The sequence below is a fragment of the Sphaerisporangium sp. NPDC005288 genome (genome assembly GCF_040607475.1).
Taxonomy (GTDB): Bacteria; Actinomycetota; Actinomycetes; order Streptosporangiales; family Streptosporangiaceae; genus Sphaerisporangium; species Sphaerisporangium rhizosphaerae.
The window spans coordinates 126,320-142,030 of the sequence record NZ_JBEXGT010000001.1; the positions used below are offsets into that span (position 1 = coordinate 126,320).

Genomic DNA, 15,711 nt, shown 5'->3' on the forward strand with positions numbered 1-15,711 from the left:
GATCACCGTCACCGCCGAGGGGAGGCGTCCCACATGCAGACGCTGAACTATCAGTTCCCCGCCGATCGGGAACCCGCCCGGCGGGCGCACGTCGGGGTGGTGGGGTCGGGGGACCTGGAGATCCTCATGACCCCGGAGGCGTCCGGCGGCGCTCGGGTACGCGTGCGCACCAGCGTCGACGGGTTCGACACGGTGTGGCGCACCGTGCTGGAGCGGTTCTTCGCGCGTCACCGCGTCGGCGGAAGCTTCGAGCTCAACGACTTCGGGGCGACGCCGGGCGTGGTCACCCTGCGCCTGCGGCAGGTGATCCAGGAGGGCGGCATATGACCTCCGCGCCGCTCTCTGGACAGGCGTCCCCAGACCGGCCGCCCCCGGACCGAACGGCCCCGCATCGAACGGCGCCGGATCCCGTGGCGCCGGACCGGGTGGCGCCGCTCGCCCGCGACAGTTTCATCGAGCTGCACGCCCGGGCGCGCGCCACCGCGCTGCTCGACGACGGCACCGCCCGCGAGCTGTGCGGCCCCTTCGACCGCATCGAGTCCCCCTGGCTGGCGGCCCAGGAGGTGGTCCCGCAGTCCGACGACGGCGTCGTGGTGGTCAAGGGAGAACTCGGCCGGCGACCGGTGGTCGTGATCGCCATCGAGCAGGCGTTCCAGGGCGGCGGCATCGGAGAGGTCTCCGGAGCCAAGATCACCGCCGCGCTGTCCCTGGCCGCCCAGGACAATCGGCACGGCGTCCCGACCGCCGCGATACTGCTGCTGGAGACCGGCGGCGTACGCCTGCAGGAGGCGAACCTCGGCCTGGCCACGGTCGCCGAGGTGTGCTCGGCGGTCCTGGAGCTGCGGGCGCTGAGCCCCGTCATCGGCGTCATCGCAGGAGCGCTGGGCTGCTTCGGCGGCATGAGCATCGCCGCCGGGCTCTGCACCGAGCTGATCATGACGAGAGAGGGGCGTCTCGGGCTCAACGGTCCCGAAGTGATCGAGTCCGAGGCGGGCGTCGCCGAGTTCGACGCCTCGGACCACACGCTGATCTGGGCTATCCACGGCGGCACGCAGCGCACCGCGACCGGTCTGGCGGACGTGCTCGTATCCGACGACGTGGCCGAGGTGCGATCCGCCGTACGCGAGGCCCTGGGACGCGGCGTGCCGGACGAGCACCGCTCCCAGCGGATCGGCGAGCTGCGGGCGCTCCTGGAGGCCGTCGACCCGGCGCACCCGCCGGACCCGGCCGACCTGCCCGCCCTACGGGCTAACGCCGCACCTGTCGGCAGCGCCGCACGGACGAACGCCGCACCCGGCGAATCGGCAGTACCGGCCAACACCGCACCCGGCGAATCCGCGGTACCCGCGAACGCCCCACCCGGGGAAAGCGCAGGACCCGCGAACGCCGCCCCCAGGGAAAGCGCCGTACCGGCCAACACCGCACCCGTACCCGCCAACGCCGCACCCGAGGAAAGGGGGCGCCCGATGAGGACGAGGGACGCGGCGACGGCGTCGCGGGGACTGGCCTGGATACGCGCGCTGGCCGGAGGGGAAGTGGGGTCCGTGGTCCCGTCCGTGGTGACGGCGGACGTGATGCTGGGGGACGATTCGGCCCGCCTGCTCGCCGTCGTGCCCGACCCGGGCAGCCCCTACCACCGTGCCCGTGCGGGCGAGGTCGGGCTCCGCGAGGGGCTGGCGCTCGCCGAGGCGGTGACCGAGGTCGTCACCAGGGATGTCGGGCTGCCCGAGGAGCGCCGTCGTCCCATCGTCGCGGTCGTCGACGTCCCCAGTCAGGCGTACGGACGGGTCGAGGAACTGCTGGGCATCCACCACGCGCTGGCCGCCGCCGTGGACGCCTACGCCTCGGCCCGCACCGCCGGGCATCCCGTGATCGCGCTCATCGTCGGAACGGCGCTGTCCGGCGGATTCCTCGCCCACGGTTCGCAGGCCGGCCGGATGCTGGCGCTCGACGACCCGAGGGTGGTGATCCACGCCATGCACGAACAGGCCGCCGCGCGGGTGACCCGGCGGACCGTCGCCGAGCTGGAGGAACTGGCCCGGCGCATCCCTCCGCTGTCCTACGACGTCGGCGACTGGGCGAAGCTCGGCCTGTGCGACGAACTGCTGGACGTCGGCGATGCCGACGAGCCGACCGGCGAGGACGTGCGGCGGGTGCGGGCCGCGCTGACCGCGGCCGCCGGCCGAGCCCGCCACGGACCTCGCGACCTGAGCGACCGCCTCACCTCACCCGCCGCCCTGCGCACCCGGGCCGCCTCACGCCGCATCCACGAAGCGCTCACGGCCCAGTGGCGATGACCAGGCGGCAACAGTGGCAGCCGCACGACCTGGTGCGGATCACCGACATCGCGGAGATCGCTGACGCGCTGCCTGACTGGTCCTGCGCCGCGCTCGAAGACACACCGCCCAGTCCGGCCCGGCCCGCATTCCCCGGCCACCCCCGACTCGAAGACACACTTACGGACCGGTCCCGTGCCGCGCTCCAAGACGCACCGCCCACTCCAAACCAGCCCGCATTGACCGACCGCCCCCAGCTCGAAGACACGCTGCCGGCATGCGCCCCGGCACCATTCCAAAGCACACCGCCCAGTCCGAACCGGCCCGCATTCTCCGACCACCCCCCACTCGAAGACGCGCCATCGGACCGGTTCCTTGCCACGCTCGATGACACACCGGCCAGTCCGCACTGGCCCGCATTGCCCGTCCGCCCCCGGCTGGAAGAGGCGCTGCCGGGGTGGGCCTCGGCCTCGCTCGCCGTCTGCCCTTGGGTCGTCGTGCGCCGGGCGCCGCATCCGTCCGGCCTCATCCCGATCGGCGTACGCGGCCCCGACCGGTGGCAGCGTCATGCCGCGCTGGTCCCCTCCCACGCGGTCACCCACACCGTGCCGCCCGAGGACCTGCGGGCTCGGCGCCCCGCCGATCGCCGGCTCGCCGTCACCCTGTCCGCCGTCGCCTCACTGCTCGCAGACGAACCGGAAGGACGACCCGGAGACGGTGGCCTGGTGTGGGGGCCCACCGGAGGAGTCGGCTTCGAACTCGCCACCGGGCGCGTCGTCACCCATTCCGGAAGCGACCTGGACCTGCTGGTCCGAACCCCGCACCGGCTGGATCGGGCGCGGGCCGCGCGCCTGGCGACCGCCTTCGCCGCCCTGCCCGCCCGGGTGGACTGCCAGTTGGACACTCCCCTCGGCGGGATCGCCCTCGCCGATTGGGCACGCCCGGACGGCCCGGTCATGGTGCGAACCGACCACGGCCCGGAACTGGTGGACGACCCCTGGGCGCTCGCATGACCGCCGGCCACCCACCCCGCCCACGACCCGGCGGCACGGCCTCTCCCAACCCCGCTTCTGATCCGGCGTCCGTCGCCGTGGAGCGGCCGTTCCCATGGACGGCCGACCGTCTCAGGGTCGCGTACCTGTATCCGGGCCAGGGGACCCAGCGACCGGGGATGCTCCATGACCTCCCCGATCACCCGGCCGTCACCGCGACCCTCGCCGAGGCGGAGCAAATACTGCCCGGGTCGTCGCGGCAGGACTCCGCACCCGCGTTGCGGTCCACCGTCACCACGCAGGTCGCCCTTTGCGTCGCCGGGGTCGCCGTGACCCGGGCACTCGCCGCGGAGGGCGCGACTCCGGACGTCGTGGCCGGGCACTCGGCGGGCGCGTTCGCCGCCGCCGTCGCCGCCGGGGCCCTCACCTTCGCCGAGGCGCTCATCGCCGTACGCCACCGCGGCGAACTGATGCGCGACGCCCATCCGTGCGGGTATGGCATGGCGGCCGTACTCGGGTTGGGCGTCGCGCAGGTGCGGCGCGTCGTCGCGTCGGCCGCCACCGACGCGGACCCGCTCTACGTCGCCGTCATCGACACCGACCAAATGGTCGTGGTCTCCGGTGGCCTTCGCGCGCTGGAGCGCCTGTCCGCCGAGTCGTCCCGCGCCGGCGCCCGCCGCGTCCAGCGTCTCGACATCGGCGTGCCCTCCCACTGCCCACTTCTCGGCCATGTCGCCGAGGTCATGGCCGACCATCTGGCCGCGATTCCCCGGCGCCGGCTCACGGTCCCGTTCATCGGCGGCGCGGGCCGGCTGCTCCGCGACACCGAGACCGTCCTTGCCGACCTCGCCCACGGCATCGCCACGACGGTGAGATGGCGTGACGCGAACGCGCTGCTCGGCGAACTCGGCACGGCACTGTTCATCCAGACACCGCCGGGGCACGTCCTGGCCGGCTTCGCACGGGCCGCGCATCCATACGCCCGCTGCGTCACCCTTTCCGACACCCCCATCGCCGAGGCCGCCCTGCTCAGCCACCGCGTCCATATCGGCACGTGAGCCCGCCACGAGCGGCCTTTTCTGGCGTCGATGCCCTCCCCGGACGTGCGCCTCCGCATAGAGGACAGAGCCGTGTCGGCGGCGGTCAGAGCGATGAAATCCGCGTCTGTCGAGACTCAACAGGCGCGTCTTCTCAAAGTGGTTGAAACAGTCAATAATGGCAGCGCGGTAGTAATCATCTGCACCTCGACGTCCAGGAGGTACCAGTGAGAACGACCCTTCGCGCCCTCAGGCCGGCACTCGGCGTGACAATCGGGCTGGCGCTGACGGTGTCCGGCGCCTTACCGGCGTCGGCGACGACGGTGGCCACGAGGACCGCCGCGAGTTCCTCCTCGGTCGCCACGACGGCGACGTGGGAACTGCGCGACATTGGGCAACGCATCTGCGTCACGTCGCAGTACGGTCACCCCGGCACGTACTTCTTGGTTCCGGTCTACGGGACCTGGTCGACGACCCTCACGACCGGACTGCGGAACCTGCCCCCCGGCTCGACCAGCGTCGGCGGCACACCGATCCCGCCTGGGTCGAACTACGACTCGACGATACGCGGATTCGTCCAGCTGACCGTGGCGCCGGCCCCGGTCGGAACCTACACCGCGGAGGTGTGGGCCTCGGACGGGACGGTGACCCAGGCCGTCCCCGCCACCATCAACGTCCGCGAGAGCTGCTGAAAGCCGGAGAGCACGGCGGTCTCGGTCGACAGAGCCCAGGGTGACGGCGGTCCGCCGTCACCCTTCGCGATGAGCAGGGTAGGTCACGGGGTCCAGGCCGGGTCGCGGCCGATGAGGCCGAGGAGGCGGGCGAAGGGCGGGGCGTCGTCCGGTACGGCCACCGGGGGGCCGAAGGCGCCGCGTTGCCTGCCCATCTCGACCATCTGGTCGGTGAAGCGCTTCGCCCGCGAGACGGCCTCGGCGTCCGGTTCGTACTCCTGGCCGGTGGCCGTGGCCAGGTCCCAGCCGTGCACCACCATGTCGACCAGCCACAGTTCGGGCAACGTGGCCATCGGCAGGCCCATGTCGCTGGTGCCCTCCCACGCCTCGGGCTTCGACCAGGCGGCCAGCATGCGCTCCGCCCGTTCGGGGAAGTCGCCCGCGTAAGGGCCCTGCACGGTTCTCGGCCCCTTGCGCGCCAGCGACTCGAACATCTCCGCCACCCACTCGATGTGGCTGATCAGGTCCTTGACGTCGAACTTCTCGCATGGCGTCGGGAGGCCGAGCTGCTCGTCCCGTACTCCGCGCACCAATTTCGCGGTCTGTTCGGTGGCACGCCTCATCACCGGCATCATGTCGTCCATGGCTGCCATCCTGCCGCGCTCGCCCGAGGCGCGGCTTGTAGAAACGCGACAGCGCGGCTGGGTGAACCCGTACGCGGGGCTCGCCGCCTTCGACTTCGCCCGCCAGGCGCCGTCATCCGACATTTCGGCCTATGTGGACCACTTCTGGGTGGTGACCTGGACCGGCCTGGCGGAGCCGTACGAACAGCGCATCGTCTCGCATCCGACCGTCAACATGACGATCACCCGGGACTTCCACCGGATCGCAGGGGTCATCAAGGGCGGGTTCTCCTACACGATGCGAGGCGACGGTCGCGTGCTCGGCGTCCGTTTCCGGCCCGGCGGCTTCCGTCCGTTCCTCGACGGCCCGGTGTCCCAGCTGACCGGCCGTTTCGTGGAGATCGGAGAGATGTACGGCCCGGCCGGCGCAGCCCTGGTCGAGGATGTCCTGTCCGAGCCCGACACTGCGGCCGCCATCGCACTCATCGAGACCTTCCTGTCGAGCCTCAAGCCGGTGCGGGATCCCGTCGCCGAGGAGGTCGCGGCGCTGGTGGGCATGGTGGAGAGCGACGTGTCCGTGACCAGGGTGGACGAGCTGGCCGCCAGATCGGGACGGTCGGTCCGCTCGCTTCAGCGGCTGTTCCGGGACTATGTCGGCATCGGCCCCAAGTGGGTGATCCGCCGCTTCCGGCTGCACGAGGCCGCCGAGCGGATCAACGACGGCCTGGAACTCGCCACGCTGGCCGTCGAACTCGGATACACCGACCAGGCCCACCTGACCCGCGACTTCACCGCCGCCGTCGGCATGCCCCCCGCCGCCTACGCCCGGCTGACGAACCGCCCCTGACCCATTCCACGGGTTCTACCCGCCGTACGCCACCGTCTTGCCGAGTGGTCGCTCCCTGCCCCAGCGGCGCGGTGCACGACGTCTCCGGCTTCGATGAGGGCGGGACGTACCGGTCGGGCATGCCGTCACACCCCGCGCCGCTTTGCCGTCCCCCATATACGAGCATATGCTCTTATCGCAGTACACGGGCATCCGGCCCGTACCGTGCCCGGTGCCCAGTGCCCGCGCTTGGGCGCACTGTCGCGTCACACCACGCGACGTCCTGTGGGTACGACCCTCCGCCGACTCGGCCGCGGGTCCGCCGTTCCTTCACGCGGCATGGCATGCCTGACCACACCCGCACTCAGATGCGGTCACCGACAAGGAGATCGACCGATGGTCGCCAGTGACCTTGTACTCATCGCCGGGGCCGGCGGCGTGGGCCGTATGGTCCTCGACCGGTTGCGCGCACAGGATGTGCCGGTGCGGGCGATGGTCCGCCGCGACGATGATCGTGCCGCCGAGATGCGCGCGCTCGGCGCGGAGGTCGTCGTCGGCGATCTGACCCGGCCCGAGACCGTGGCGGCCGCGCTGGAGGGCGTGGGGCGGATGTACTTCGCGATGCCCGTGTCGCCGGACCACCTGCTGGCGGCGACCGTGGTGGCCACCGTGGCGAGAGAGCACGGTGCACTCAGCGGCCTGGTGGGGCTGTCCCAGATGACGGTGTCGCAGATGACCGCGACCAGCACCGCGGAGTCGCACCAGCAACGGCTGCACTGGCTGGCGGAGCAGGTGCTGAACTGGTCGGGCCTGCCGGTCGTGCACCTCCGTCCGACGTCGTTCCTGGACAACCCGCTGTTCACCACGCTGGCGGCGCGGTCGATCCGGGCGAGCGGCACCATCGAACTGCCGTTCGGCACCGGGCGCACCTCTCCGGTCGCCGCGGAGGACGTCGCGCGGGCGGCCGCCACCGTACTGCGCGACCCGGCCCCGCACATCGGGCATGTCTACGAGCTGACCGGGCCCCGCGCGGTGGACATGAACGAGATGGCCGAGGAGTTCTCGCGGGCGTTGGGACGTCCGGTCTCCTACATCGACGTTCCTTTGGACCGGTGGCGGGCCGAGGTGCTCGCGAAGGCGGGCCTGCCGCCGCACACCGAACAGCACATCGCCACCATGGCCAGGCTGCACCGGGAGAACCGCTACGACCGCACGTCCGGCGACCTCGAACGCGTGACCGGCGCGCCCGCCCAGACGATCGAGGCCTTCGTGACCGCTCGCAGGGACTTCTACCTGGGCTGACACCGCTCGAGCGACCGCGCCGCGGGCTTACAGGGCTCGTGGCCAGGGACTGATGGTCGCGGGGGCTCGTGACGCGGGGGCACGCGGCCGGGGGCACGTGGCCGCGGGAACCGGCTGCTGTTGGTGGTGTTCCCAGAGCCGCGCCTCACTCGGCCCAGGGCTGGAAGCCGGTGTGGAGGACGGCTCCGAGGGAGGCGCGCAGCCGGGCCGCCTCGCCGGTTCCGAAGGTCTCCTCGAACCGGGCCTGCACGTCCCGCCACAGAGGCAGCGCGGCCTCCAGCCGGGAGAGCCCCTCAGGTGTGATCGTGACGACCCGCGCACGGCGGTCGGACGGCGACGACTCGACGGTCACCAGTCCCTCCCGGACGAGTGGCTTGAGGTTCGAGGCCAGCGTCGTGCGGTCCATGGCGATCATTTCGGCCAGCCCGGTGATCGTCGTCTCGCCGTGGACGCTGAGCTTCTGCAGGATGCTGAACTGCGTGGCGCGAAGCCCGGCGGAGGCCAGAGCCTTGTCATAGGTCGCGCCGAGATAGCGGGCCGCCTTGCGCAATGCCAGGTTGTTGCACGAGTCGTAGTGCTTCGCCGGCGCGGGATCCATCGTGTCCTCCAGAGCTTCTCCGTCCAGGATAAGAGCACCTGCTCCCAATTGCGGCGCCGCGCGCCCACGACCGCCCGGGGCGCCGGCGCGGAACCGAACACAAAGCGTCGCCGGAGTGCTAGGTACCGATGATCTCGTCGCGCGGAAGCGCCGCGAGAGTGCGTAGTCCACGGAGAAAGGCGTCGCGGTCCTGTTCGGGAAGCCGGGCCAGGAGGCGTTCCTCGTTACGCCGGATGGCGGCCTGCGCGGCGTCGCGTACGCGGCGGCCCTCAGCGGTCACCGACAGCAGGCGGGCGCGCCGGTCGCCGGGGTCGGGAGTGCGCTCGATGAGTCCTGCTCGCTGGAGGCGGTCCAGCACTCCGATGATGCGCGTCTTGTCGGCGCCGATGGACTCGGCGAGCGCGGCCTGGGTGCGCAGCGGCCGCTCGCCGAGGGCCAGCAGAACGGAGTACTCCCACATGGACAGGCCGTGCTCGCGCAGGACGGGCAGCTCGGCGTCGATCAGCGCCCGGGTCAGTGGGCTCATCATCGCAGCCAGGTCGGGGCGGTCGGGCACGCCAGCACTATACGGGTTGACAGATAATATGCCTACGTAGACCATAAGCATCTGCCTATTATCTATCAGTGCTTACGAATCATTCGAAGGAGACCCGTCATGGACATACGTGAGCTCGATCGGCGCGCGGTGCGCGCGAGCGTCGACGTGGTGGCCGCGGTGACCCCCGCCGACCTGCGCCGCCCGACCCCGTGCGCCGGCTGGGCGCTGTCCGACCTGCTCGCCCACATGACCGCCCAGCACCACGGCTTCGCCGCCGCGGCCGAGGGGAACGGCGACGACCTGACCGCCTGGAAGGTCCACCCGGCCGGCGAAGACGCCGTCCCCCGCTACGCCGAGGCGGCCGAGCGGGTGATCGCCGCCTTCGCCGGCGAGGACGTGCCGGGCCGCACGTTCTCGCTGCCCGAATTCGGGCCGGACGCGCGTTTCCCCGCCGAGATGGCCATGTCGTTCCACTTCATCGACTACGTGGTGCACGCCTGGGACGTCGCTCGCACGCTCGACAGGCCGTTCACCCCCGAGCCGGACCTGGTGGAGGCCGCCTGGCCCATCGCCCTGGCCGTCCCCAACGGGGAGGAGCGCCTGGCCCCAGGCGCCGCGTTCGCCCCCGCCCTGCCCGCGCCGGCGGACGCGTCCCGCTTCCACAAAATCCTCGCCCTGCTCGGCCGCACCCAAAGCTGACCCCCCGACGGGCTTCCTGAAGCGCCGTGGGGACCGAGCCGGAAATGTCGCCGACGGAGGGTACGGTCGGATCTCGGCATCTATCCGACCTGGGAAGATCCTCCCTCCGTCACGATCCAGGAGCGTACTGTGACCTCAGTTCTCAACCCTTACATCAGCTTCACCGGCCAGGCGCGGGAGGCCATGGAGTTCTACAAGAACGTCTTCGGCGGCACCCTGACGCTGAACACCTTCGGCGAGCTGGCCGCGCAGCACGGCGGCGACCCTGAGCAGATCATGCACGCCATGCTGAGGACCGACAGCGGCTTCACGCTCATGGCCTCCGACACCCCGCCCGGGATGCCGCACAACCCGGGGGACAACATCTCGATCAGCCTCAGCGGGGACGACGCCGAGGACCTGCGCGCCTACTGGAAGGCGCTCAGCGACGGCGGCACCGTGACCGTTCCCCTCGAAAAGCAGGTGTGGGGCGACGAGTTCGGCGCGTGCGTGGACCGGTTCGGCATCTCCTGGATGGTCGACATCGTCGCACCTCAAGCCTGATCCATCCACACCGCGAGCTCGGCCGACGCCGGGGAGGACCGCGCCGGCGAGACCGCGGCCCTCGCCGGCGCCATCCGAGGCCGTGCGCCCGGCGGCACCGTCCGGTCCGCCGCCCACACGACACGGGTGAGACGTCAGGCGGTCAGGCGGTCAGGCGGTCAGGCGGTCAGGCGGTCAGGCGAAGACGGTGCCCGTCTCGGTGAACAGGGCGTTGAGGACGCGGAGGGCGCGCCAGGTCTTGGTCATGCCGAACTGGGCGGAGAACCGCACGACGGCACGCACTTCCTCGGGCGTGGCTCCCGAGGCGATGGCCCGGGCCACGTGCACGCGGAAGCTCTCCTCCAGGGTCTGGAACAGCACGTCCACGGTCATCGTGGCGAACGCGCGCTCGCGCACGCTGAGCCGTCGCATCCCGGCGCGCATGCGCGACTGCAGCTCCATGTAGCCGGCGAAGGGGGCGTCGAGGTTGAGCACCGCCTGCCGGGTGGGCGCGGGCATAGGGCTGCCCTGGCCGTCGATGTCGAGCTCATGGCCTTCCCCCGACGGCTTCGGGAGGCCCTGTTCGCGCTCGATCTCGACGAGCCGGGCCAACGCGGCGAGGGCGGCCGGGTAGCCACTGTCGTAGGAGATGAAGCGCAGCAGTTCACGAAGGTCGTCGGCGCTCACGCCCAGCCGCGCCGCCGCCGCGACATGGAGTTCGAACGGGAGCCCGAGAGTCTGCTGGCAGACGTCGGCGACGACGCTGAGCAGGACCTTTTCCCGCATCGACAGCTCGGTGATCTCCTCCCACATGCGGTGGGCGGTGGCACCGTTCATCTCCGCGAAGGGTGCGTCCAGCGCCTTCACCAGAGTCTCGGACGTCATGTCCACGATCTTCCTCCATGGATGAGTGAACGGCCGTTAGTTAACGGCTGTAGCGCTACGACCGTAGTGCAACGCTCGTACGAATACAATGGCCGACCATGGACATGAGCTCTCCGCCCGACCACGGCGCCCCCCGCGGGAACGGCGGCGCCCGGGGGCGCAACCCCCGTGGCCAGGGGGAACGGCTGCGCGAAGAGATCATCACCGCCGCCCTCGTCCTGCTCGACGAGCTCGCCGACGACCAGGCGCTGTCCCTGCGGGCCGTCGCCCGGCACATCGGCATAGCGGCGACGTCGGTCTACATCCACTTCGCCGACCGGGATGCCCTGGTGCTCGCGGCCCTGGAACGATGCCACCACGACCTCGTGCGCGACATCGACCAGGCCGAGGCCGCCTCCCCCGACCCCGTGGCCCGGCTACGCGGGCGCACCCTGTGCCTCGGGAGGTGGGCCCACGAGCATTCTGGGCTGTACAAGGTGATGCACGAGAGCACGCTGAACCGGCGCAACGCCATGGCGTTCAAGCAAAGCCTCGCCGAACGCACCACCGCCGCCGTCCAGCGCTGCATGGACGCCGGGCTGGCCCCCGCCGGCGACGCCGAGGCGGTCTCGCTGGACCTGCGCGCCGCCGTCCACGGCAGCGTGTCGATGCGGGTCAACCAGCCCGACCTGCCCTGGCCTCCGCTCGAAGACCAGGTCGACCGCTTCCTCACCAAACTCGTCGGCGTCCCGGTCTCGTAACCCTGACCGTCTTCGGCCGGACGACAGCGGGCATCCGACGACCTCGCCGTCGGCGCATAGGACCGCTCCGGTTCAGAGCGCTGCTCTCTGCGCGTGGCGGTGCTCTGGTACAGTCGACGGGGTGAACGCCAGCCGCACCGCCCGTGAGCGGGTCAGAGCCGAGCTGATCGGCGAGATCAAGCAGGTCGCGCGGCGTCAGCTCGCCGAGCAGGGGGCAGCGGGGCTGTCGCTGCGCGCCGTCGCCCGAGAGCTGGGCATGGTGTCCTCGGCCATCTACCGCTACTTCCCGAGCCGCGACGACCTGCTCACCGCGCTCATCATCGAGGCGTTCGACGCGGTCGGCGCGGCCGTCGAGGAGGCCGAGGCCGCCTGCCCCCGCGACCGCCACCTCGATCGATGGATGGCCTCCTGCCGGGCCGTGCGCACCTGGGCTCTGGCCCACCCGCACGAGTACGCGCTCATCCACGGCTCCCCCGTGCCCGGCTACGTGGCCCCGGAGGACACCGCCGTGGCCGCCGCGCGCGACGGCATCGTCATGGCGCGCATCCTGCGCGACGCCCACGAGGCGGGCGAGCTGTCCCCGTTGCCGGGCCTGCCGCCCGCCCCCGCGTCCTTCGCCTCCGACGCGCAGGGGCTTCGCGAGGCTCTGTTCGTCGATCTGTCCGACGACGTCATCGCGCGCGCGCTCGCCGCCTGGACCTCCATCTACGGCTTCGTCAGCTTCGAGCTGTACGGCATGTACAGAAACGTCATCGAAACCGACCGCGCCGCCGCCTTCGACCACACCGCCCTCACCCAGGCCCACATCATGGGCCTGGCCCCGGCACCGCGTTGACGGCACCGAGATTGAGCCCACACAGAAACAGGTTCCTCCCGGTGGGTACCGAAATGGCCGATAAGATCCTCGACCGTGCTTCTCCTCCCCCGGCATGTGACCACCTGCATCCTTCTCCTGGCCGCGTGGCTCCCGACCGCTCCCGTACCCCTGCCGGTTCCTCTCGCAGCGCCGCAGACAGGCGAGGTCGCGGCGACCATCCCCTCCCCTTTGGCTTCCCCTTCCGCCCCGGCACCGGTGACGCCGCGTTGGCGTGAGGTGCCCTGGGGCTACCCCGCCGTGGTCAACAGTCCGCTCTACGCCGCACCCCGGGTTAAGGGGAGCTGCAGAATCGGCGCACTCAGGTCCGGCGGCTGGCCGTCCACGAAGAAGTACATGACGTCAATTTCGACCTGCTTGGACCGGATTTGGGGTGGCGTGTTCAAGGAGACGAGGATGCACTTCGGGCCGGCCAAACGGAAGTACATTCAGCACCGTGTACACGATCCCATCTGCGGAAATGTGCCCAGCAAGGGCGACACCGGCTACTACTGCGGCGGAACCGCCACGTACTACGTGCTGATCCCTGAGGACATGCTGCGCCCCTCAGCCGCCGCCTTTGTCGCCAAGCTGATCAGCCACGAGTACGGCCATCACGTCCAGCACTGGACGCATATCCTGGATTACGAGGCCGTAGAGGGCGACGCCACCACAAGACGAGCGACGGCGGACCTGTTGAGCAGGCGTCTTGAGTTGCAGGCCGAATGCTTCGCCGGAGTGGCCCTGAAGGCGATGCGCAGCGAAGATCTCGCGTGGCGGCAGTTCCGCGACCTGTACGTGGGCATCACCGACGATCCGTGGGCCCATGATCACGGCCGTCAGTCCACCCGGCTGAAGTGGCTCGAAAAGGGACACCGCTCGGGCAGGGCGGGTGCGTGCGACACATGGTCGGCCTCGAAGCGCGAGGTCACGTGACGAGCCACGGAGCGGGAGGCCGACCGGCGCCATCTTCTTCGCGATGTCCCTCCTCAGGCGCCATCTCCCAGTCGCCCACGAGTCGTCCCGTGGATCTGAGCTGGTCGGAGGCCGGCCGTGACCCCGCACTGACTTCCGGGAGGCCTACGGTCTCGTCATCTTCCTGATGTAAGGGCCATGAGAGTGGTTCGCCTCGAGTTATCGGGAGAAGCGTTTCGACGGCTCGCCTGTGAGGCGGCCGGGGGGCAGGCGGCGGCCGCAGATGGCGAGGAGGAGGTCCTGGGCCAGGCCCCGGACCGGTTCTCCTGTGCCGTGGCTCCAGGCGAGGTCGGTCGCCCGCAGGCTGACGCCTGTGAGGTCGGTTCCGAAGAACGCGATGTTCTTCGGCCGCATCCCGGCCAGCACCATGGCGACTCGTTCCGGCGGGACCCGGCGGTCGAGGCCGAGGCCCACGGTGATGTCCAGGCCGTGGATGACGTCGTGCGCGAGCGCTCCGGCGGCGCCGCCGCCGGGGGGCGTCCAGGGGTGGGCGACGTTGTCCCGCAACGAGGCGAGCAGCGCCTCCGGCGGCAGTTCGGCGGCGTCGCGGCGCGCGCAGCGGTCGGCCATGCGGTTGAAGTTCCCGCGCGCCTTGAGCAACTCCACCATCGTCCTGCCGAGCGAGGCGCGGAAGGGCATCGTCGTGTGGGCGACGACCTCGCGTACCCTCCAGCCGTCGCACAACGTGGGCGCGTCCCATTGTTCCGGTCGCAGAGCGGCGAGCAGGTCGGCCTGTTCGCGCCGTTCCGCCGCCACCGCGTCCCGAACGCCGTCTTCGGTCATCACGATCTCCTATCCATGCAGTGCGCACTGTCCGGCGCATGCGTTCGTGGTCGGTTCCAGTGGGGGTACGAGAGCGGCGCCGGAAAGTCATCGGTACGGCCCGCGCGATGTGTCGGTGACGGCGCATGTGGTCGTCTCGCGCGATGTGTCGGTGACGGCGCATATGGTCGGGGGATGGTGGAGACGCTGACCGGCGCAGACTCCCGTCTTGAGCCGTTCCGGGCCGAACTGACCGGCTACTGCTACCGGCTGCTCGGCTCCGGTTTCGAGGCCGAGGACGCCGTGCAGGAGACGCTGCTGCGTGCCTGGCGGTCGTTCGGCCGCTATGACGAGCAGCGGGCCTCGCTGCGCACCTGGCTCTACAGCATCGCCACCAACGTCTGCCTCGACATGCTGCGCAGCCCGCAACGCCGGGCGCTGGCGATGGATCTCAGCCCGGTGGGGACACCCGGGCCGAACATCGGTGCGCCGGCGCCGGAGCGGCTCTTCGTCCAGCCCGTTCCGGACGCGTCGGTGCTGCCGGCGGACGGCGATCCGCAGGAGCTGGCCGTGCAGCGTGAGACGATCCGCCTGGCCTTCGTCGCCGCGCTGCAGCACCTGCCGCCCCGGCAGAGAGTGGTGCTGATCCTGCGCGAGGTGTTGCGATGGAAGACCGAGGAGGTCGCGACCCTGCTGGATACCACCGCCGCGTCGGTGACCAGCGCGTTGCAGCGGGCGCGGTCGACGCTGAAGGCGATCGACGTCGTGTCCGGCGAGCCCTTCCGCCCGTCCGACCCCGCTCAGCGTGAGCTGCTCACCCGCTATTGCACGGCGTTCGAGCGCCATGACATCACCGCGCTCGTCGCCCTGCTACGCGAGGACGCGACGATGTCGATGCCTCCCTTCACCTGGTGGCTTCGCGGCCGCGACCAGATCAGGCGGGCGTTGCTGGACCCGGACGCGTCCTGCGCGGGGGCGCGCCTCATCCCGGTCGCGGCGAACGGCTCGCCGGCCTTCTGGCAGACCAGGCCTGGTACCGACGGTGCGCACGTCCCCTTCGCCCTGGTCCTGCTTGACGTGTCCGAGGGCCTGGTCAGCGGCATCACCACCTACCTGGACGCCGCCCGCCTGACCCGCCTCTTCGGCTCCCCGATGACGGCCGTTCCGGCGCCCTCGGGGAGCCCGCTCGCCGTCAGGTGATGGTCGCTCGCCACAGCGCGCTCACCGGCATGGCCCGCGTGCCTTCGCCGAAGGGAAGCGTCTGAGTTCGTGACATGTTCGTCGCGGTGTGCGTGACACGTCGGTCGCGGAGTCGCTGACACGTCGGTCGCATGCTCACTGACACGTCCGTCGCGTCCTTGCTGACACGTTGGTCGCTCCAGGGTGGCGACGGTGGCCGCCGGACCGGTGGC

Annotated in this window: 18 protein-coding genes; 13 read left to right on the plus strand and 5 right to left on the minus strand. The window is 70.9% G+C overall.

Annotated elements, in window-relative coordinates:
* Window positions 1-33: 33 nt before the first annotated feature.
* The 5 genes from ABZU32_RS00545 to ABZU32_RS00565 all read left to right on the plus strand — a co-directional run bounded on the left by ABZU32_RS00545 (window position 34) and on the right by ABZU32_RS00565 (window position 4,997).
* Window positions 34-327: a malonate decarboxylase subunit delta gene (locus ABZU32_RS00545; RefSeq protein WP_354915176.1), complete on the plus strand. Its 294-nt coding sequence runs from the start codon at window positions 34-36 to the stop codon at window positions 325-327.
* Window positions 328-410: 83 nt separating this feature from the next.
* Window positions 411-2,297 (plus strand): biotin-independent malonate decarboxylase subunit beta, encoded by a 1,887-nt coding sequence (locus ABZU32_RS00550; RefSeq protein ID WP_354915179.1) that lies wholly within the window; start codon window positions 411-413, stop codon window positions 2,295-2,297.
* A 398-nt stretch (window positions 2,298-2,695) separates the two neighbouring features.
* Window positions 2,696-3,289: a malonate decarboxylase holo-ACP synthase gene (locus ABZU32_RS00555; RefSeq protein WP_354915182.1), complete on the plus strand. Its 594-nt coding sequence runs from the start codon at window positions 2,696-2,698 to the stop codon at window positions 3,287-3,289.
* Complete coding sequence (locus ABZU32_RS00560; protein WP_354915185.1) at window positions 3,286-4,326, plus strand: acyltransferase domain-containing protein; 1,041 nt, start codon at window positions 3,286-3,288, stop codon at window positions 4,324-4,326. Before ABZU32_RS00555 ends, ABZU32_RS00560 begins: the two co-directional genes overlap by 4 nt.
* Window positions 4,327-4,532: 206 nt before the next feature.
* Entirely contained in the window at window positions 4,533-4,997 is a 465-nt protein-coding gene (locus ABZU32_RS00565) for a DUF5980 family protein (protein ID WP_354915187.1), read from the plus strand.
* Between the two features lie 83 nt (window positions 4,998-5,080).
* On the opposite strand, the gene ABZU32_RS00570 is transcribed toward ABZU32_RS00565, so the two are convergent.
* Window positions 5,081-5,620: a TIGR03086 family metal-binding protein gene (locus tag ABZU32_RS00570; RefSeq protein WP_354915190.1), complete on the minus strand. Its 540-nt coding sequence runs from the start codon at window positions 5,618-5,620 to the stop codon at window positions 5,081-5,083.
* Here ABZU32_RS00570 and ABZU32_RS00575 point away from each other — a divergent pair.
* Together ABZU32_RS00575 and ABZU32_RS00580 are read left to right on the plus strand one after the other, a co-directional pair.
* Window positions 5,619-6,446: a helix-turn-helix domain-containing protein gene (locus ABZU32_RS00575; RefSeq protein WP_354915193.1), complete on the plus strand. Its 828-nt coding sequence runs from the start codon at window positions 5,619-5,621 to the stop codon at window positions 6,444-6,446. The two genes, ABZU32_RS00570 and ABZU32_RS00575, sit on opposite strands and share 2 nt — an antisense overlap.
* A 375-nt stretch (window positions 6,447-6,821) precedes the next feature.
* A complete protein-coding gene (locus ABZU32_RS00580) occupies window positions 6,822-7,727 on the plus strand; it encodes an NAD(P)H-binding protein (protein ID WP_354915196.1) in 906 nt (301 codons plus the stop codon).
* Window positions 7,728-7,872: 145 nt separating this feature from the next.
* On the opposite strand, the gene ABZU32_RS00585 is transcribed toward ABZU32_RS00580, so the two are convergent.
* Window positions 7,873-8,325, minus strand: a complete 453-nt coding sequence (locus ABZU32_RS00585; RefSeq protein WP_354834893.1) for a MarR family winged helix-turn-helix transcriptional regulator — start codon at window positions 8,323-8,325, stop codon at window positions 7,873-7,875.
* Window positions 8,326-8,443: 118 nt separating this feature from the next.
* On the minus strand, window positions 8,444-8,881 hold the full coding sequence (locus ABZU32_RS00590; protein ID WP_354915199.1) for a MarR family transcriptional regulator: 438 nt from the start codon (window positions 8,879-8,881) through the stop codon (window positions 8,444-8,446).
* A 99-nt stretch (window positions 8,882-8,980) separates the two neighbouring features.
* Between ABZU32_RS00590 and ABZU32_RS00595 the strand changes: the two genes are divergently transcribed.
* Both ABZU32_RS00595 and ABZU32_RS00600 read left to right on the plus strand, forming a co-directional pair.
* Window positions 8,981-9,562, plus strand: a complete 582-nt coding sequence (locus ABZU32_RS00595) for a TIGR03086 family metal-binding protein (RefSeq protein ID WP_354915202.1) — start codon at window positions 8,981-8,983, stop codon at window positions 9,560-9,562.
* 129 nt (window positions 9,563-9,691) lie between these two features.
* Window positions 9,692-10,105, plus strand: a complete 414-nt coding sequence (locus ABZU32_RS00600) for a VOC family protein (protein WP_354915205.1) — start codon at window positions 9,692-9,694, stop codon at window positions 10,103-10,105.
* 174 nt (window positions 10,106-10,279) lie between these two features.
* On the opposite strand, the gene ABZU32_RS00605 is transcribed toward ABZU32_RS00600, so the two are convergent.
* Window positions 10,280-10,969, minus strand: a complete 690-nt coding sequence (locus tag ABZU32_RS00605) for a carboxymuconolactone decarboxylase family protein (protein ID WP_354915208.1) — start codon at window positions 10,967-10,969, stop codon at window positions 10,280-10,282.
* Window positions 10,970-11,067: 98 nt separating this feature from the next.
* Here ABZU32_RS00605 and ABZU32_RS00610 point away from each other — a divergent pair, with 98 nt between their 5' ends.
* The 3 genes from ABZU32_RS00610 (at window position 11,068) to ABZU32_RS00620 (ending at window position 13,498) form a co-directional block, all read left to right on the plus strand.
* Complete coding sequence (locus ABZU32_RS00610) at window positions 11,068-11,709, plus strand: TetR/AcrR family transcriptional regulator (protein WP_354915210.1); 642 nt, start codon at window positions 11,068-11,070, stop codon at window positions 11,707-11,709.
* A 121-nt stretch (window positions 11,710-11,830) separates the two neighbouring features.
* On the plus strand, window positions 11,831-12,544 hold the full coding sequence (locus tag ABZU32_RS00615; protein WP_354915212.1) for a TetR/AcrR family transcriptional regulator: 714 nt from the start codon (window positions 11,831-11,833) through the stop codon (window positions 12,542-12,544).
* Window positions 12,545-12,919: 375 nt separating this feature from the next.
* Window positions 12,920-13,498, plus strand: coding sequence for a neutral zinc metallopeptidase (locus tag ABZU32_RS00620; protein WP_354915215.1), 579 nt, complete (start codon window positions 12,920-12,922; stop codon window positions 13,496-13,498).
* Between the two features lie 198 nt (window positions 13,499-13,696).
* Here the strand turns inward: ABZU32_RS00620 and ABZU32_RS00625 are convergent, their stop codons facing one another.
* Window positions 13,697-14,320 carry a maleylpyruvate isomerase family mycothiol-dependent enzyme gene (locus ABZU32_RS00625; protein WP_354915218.1) on the minus strand — a complete coding sequence of 208 codons (624 nt, stop codon included), beginning with the start codon at window positions 14,318-14,320 and terminating at the stop codon, window positions 13,697-13,699.
* Window positions 14,321-14,494: 174 nt separating this feature from the next.
* On the opposite strand from ABZU32_RS00625, the gene ABZU32_RS00630 reads away from it, so the two are divergent.
* The gene (locus ABZU32_RS00630) at window positions 14,495-15,499 is read left to right on the plus strand and encodes a sigma-70 family RNA polymerase sigma factor (protein WP_354915221.1); all 1,005 of its coding nucleotides are present in this window, start codon (window positions 14,495-14,497) and stop codon (window positions 15,497-15,499) included.
* Window positions 15,500-15,711: the final 212 nt, after the last annotated feature.

Excerpts from the sequence above, each read along its gene's own strand:
- ABZU32_RS00545 (WP_354915176.1), top strand. The coding sequence starts at position 34 with ATGCAGACGCTGAACTATCAGTTCCCCGCCGATCGGGAACCCGCCCGG.
- ABZU32_RS00560 (WP_354915185.1), top strand. The coding sequence starts at position 3,286 with ATGACCGCCGGCCACCCACCCCGCCCACGACCCGGCGGCACGGCCTCT.
- ABZU32_RS00575 (WP_354915193.1), top strand. The coding sequence starts at position 5,619 with ATGGCTGCCATCCTGCCGCGCTCGCCCGAGGCGCGGCTTGTAGAAACG.
- ABZU32_RS00570 (WP_354915190.1), bottom strand. The coding sequence starts at position 5,620 with ATGGACGACATGATGCCGGTGATGAGGCGTGCCACCGAACAGACCGCG.
- ABZU32_RS00580 (WP_354915196.1), top strand. The coding sequence starts at position 6,822 with ATGGTCGCCAGTGACCTTGTACTCATCGCCGGGGCCGGCGGCGTGGGC.
- ABZU32_RS00585 (WP_354834893.1), bottom strand. The coding sequence starts at position 8,325 with ATGGATCCCGCGCCGGCGAAGCACTACGACTCGTGCAACAACCTGGCA.
- ABZU32_RS00595 (WP_354915202.1), top strand. The coding sequence starts at position 8,981 with ATGGACATACGTGAGCTCGATCGGCGCGCGGTGCGCGCGAGCGTCGAC.
- ABZU32_RS00605 (WP_354915208.1), bottom strand. The coding sequence starts at position 10,969 with ATGACGTCCGAGACTCTGGTGAAGGCGCTGGACGCACCCTTCGCGGAG.
- ABZU32_RS00610 (WP_354915210.1), top strand. The coding sequence starts at position 11,068 with ATGGACATGAGCTCTCCGCCCGACCACGGCGCCCCCCGCGGGAACGGC.
- ABZU32_RS00620 (WP_354915215.1), top strand. The coding sequence starts at position 12,920 with ATGACGTCAATTTCGACCTGCTTGGACCGGATTTGGGGTGGCGTGTTC.
- ABZU32_RS00625 (WP_354915218.1), bottom strand. The coding sequence starts at position 14,320 with ATGACCGAAGACGGCGTTCGGGACGCGGTGGCGGCGGAACGGCGCGAA.
- ABZU32_RS00630 (WP_354915221.1), top strand. The coding sequence starts at position 14,495 with ATGGTGGAGACGCTGACCGGCGCAGACTCCCGTCTTGAGCCGTTCCGG.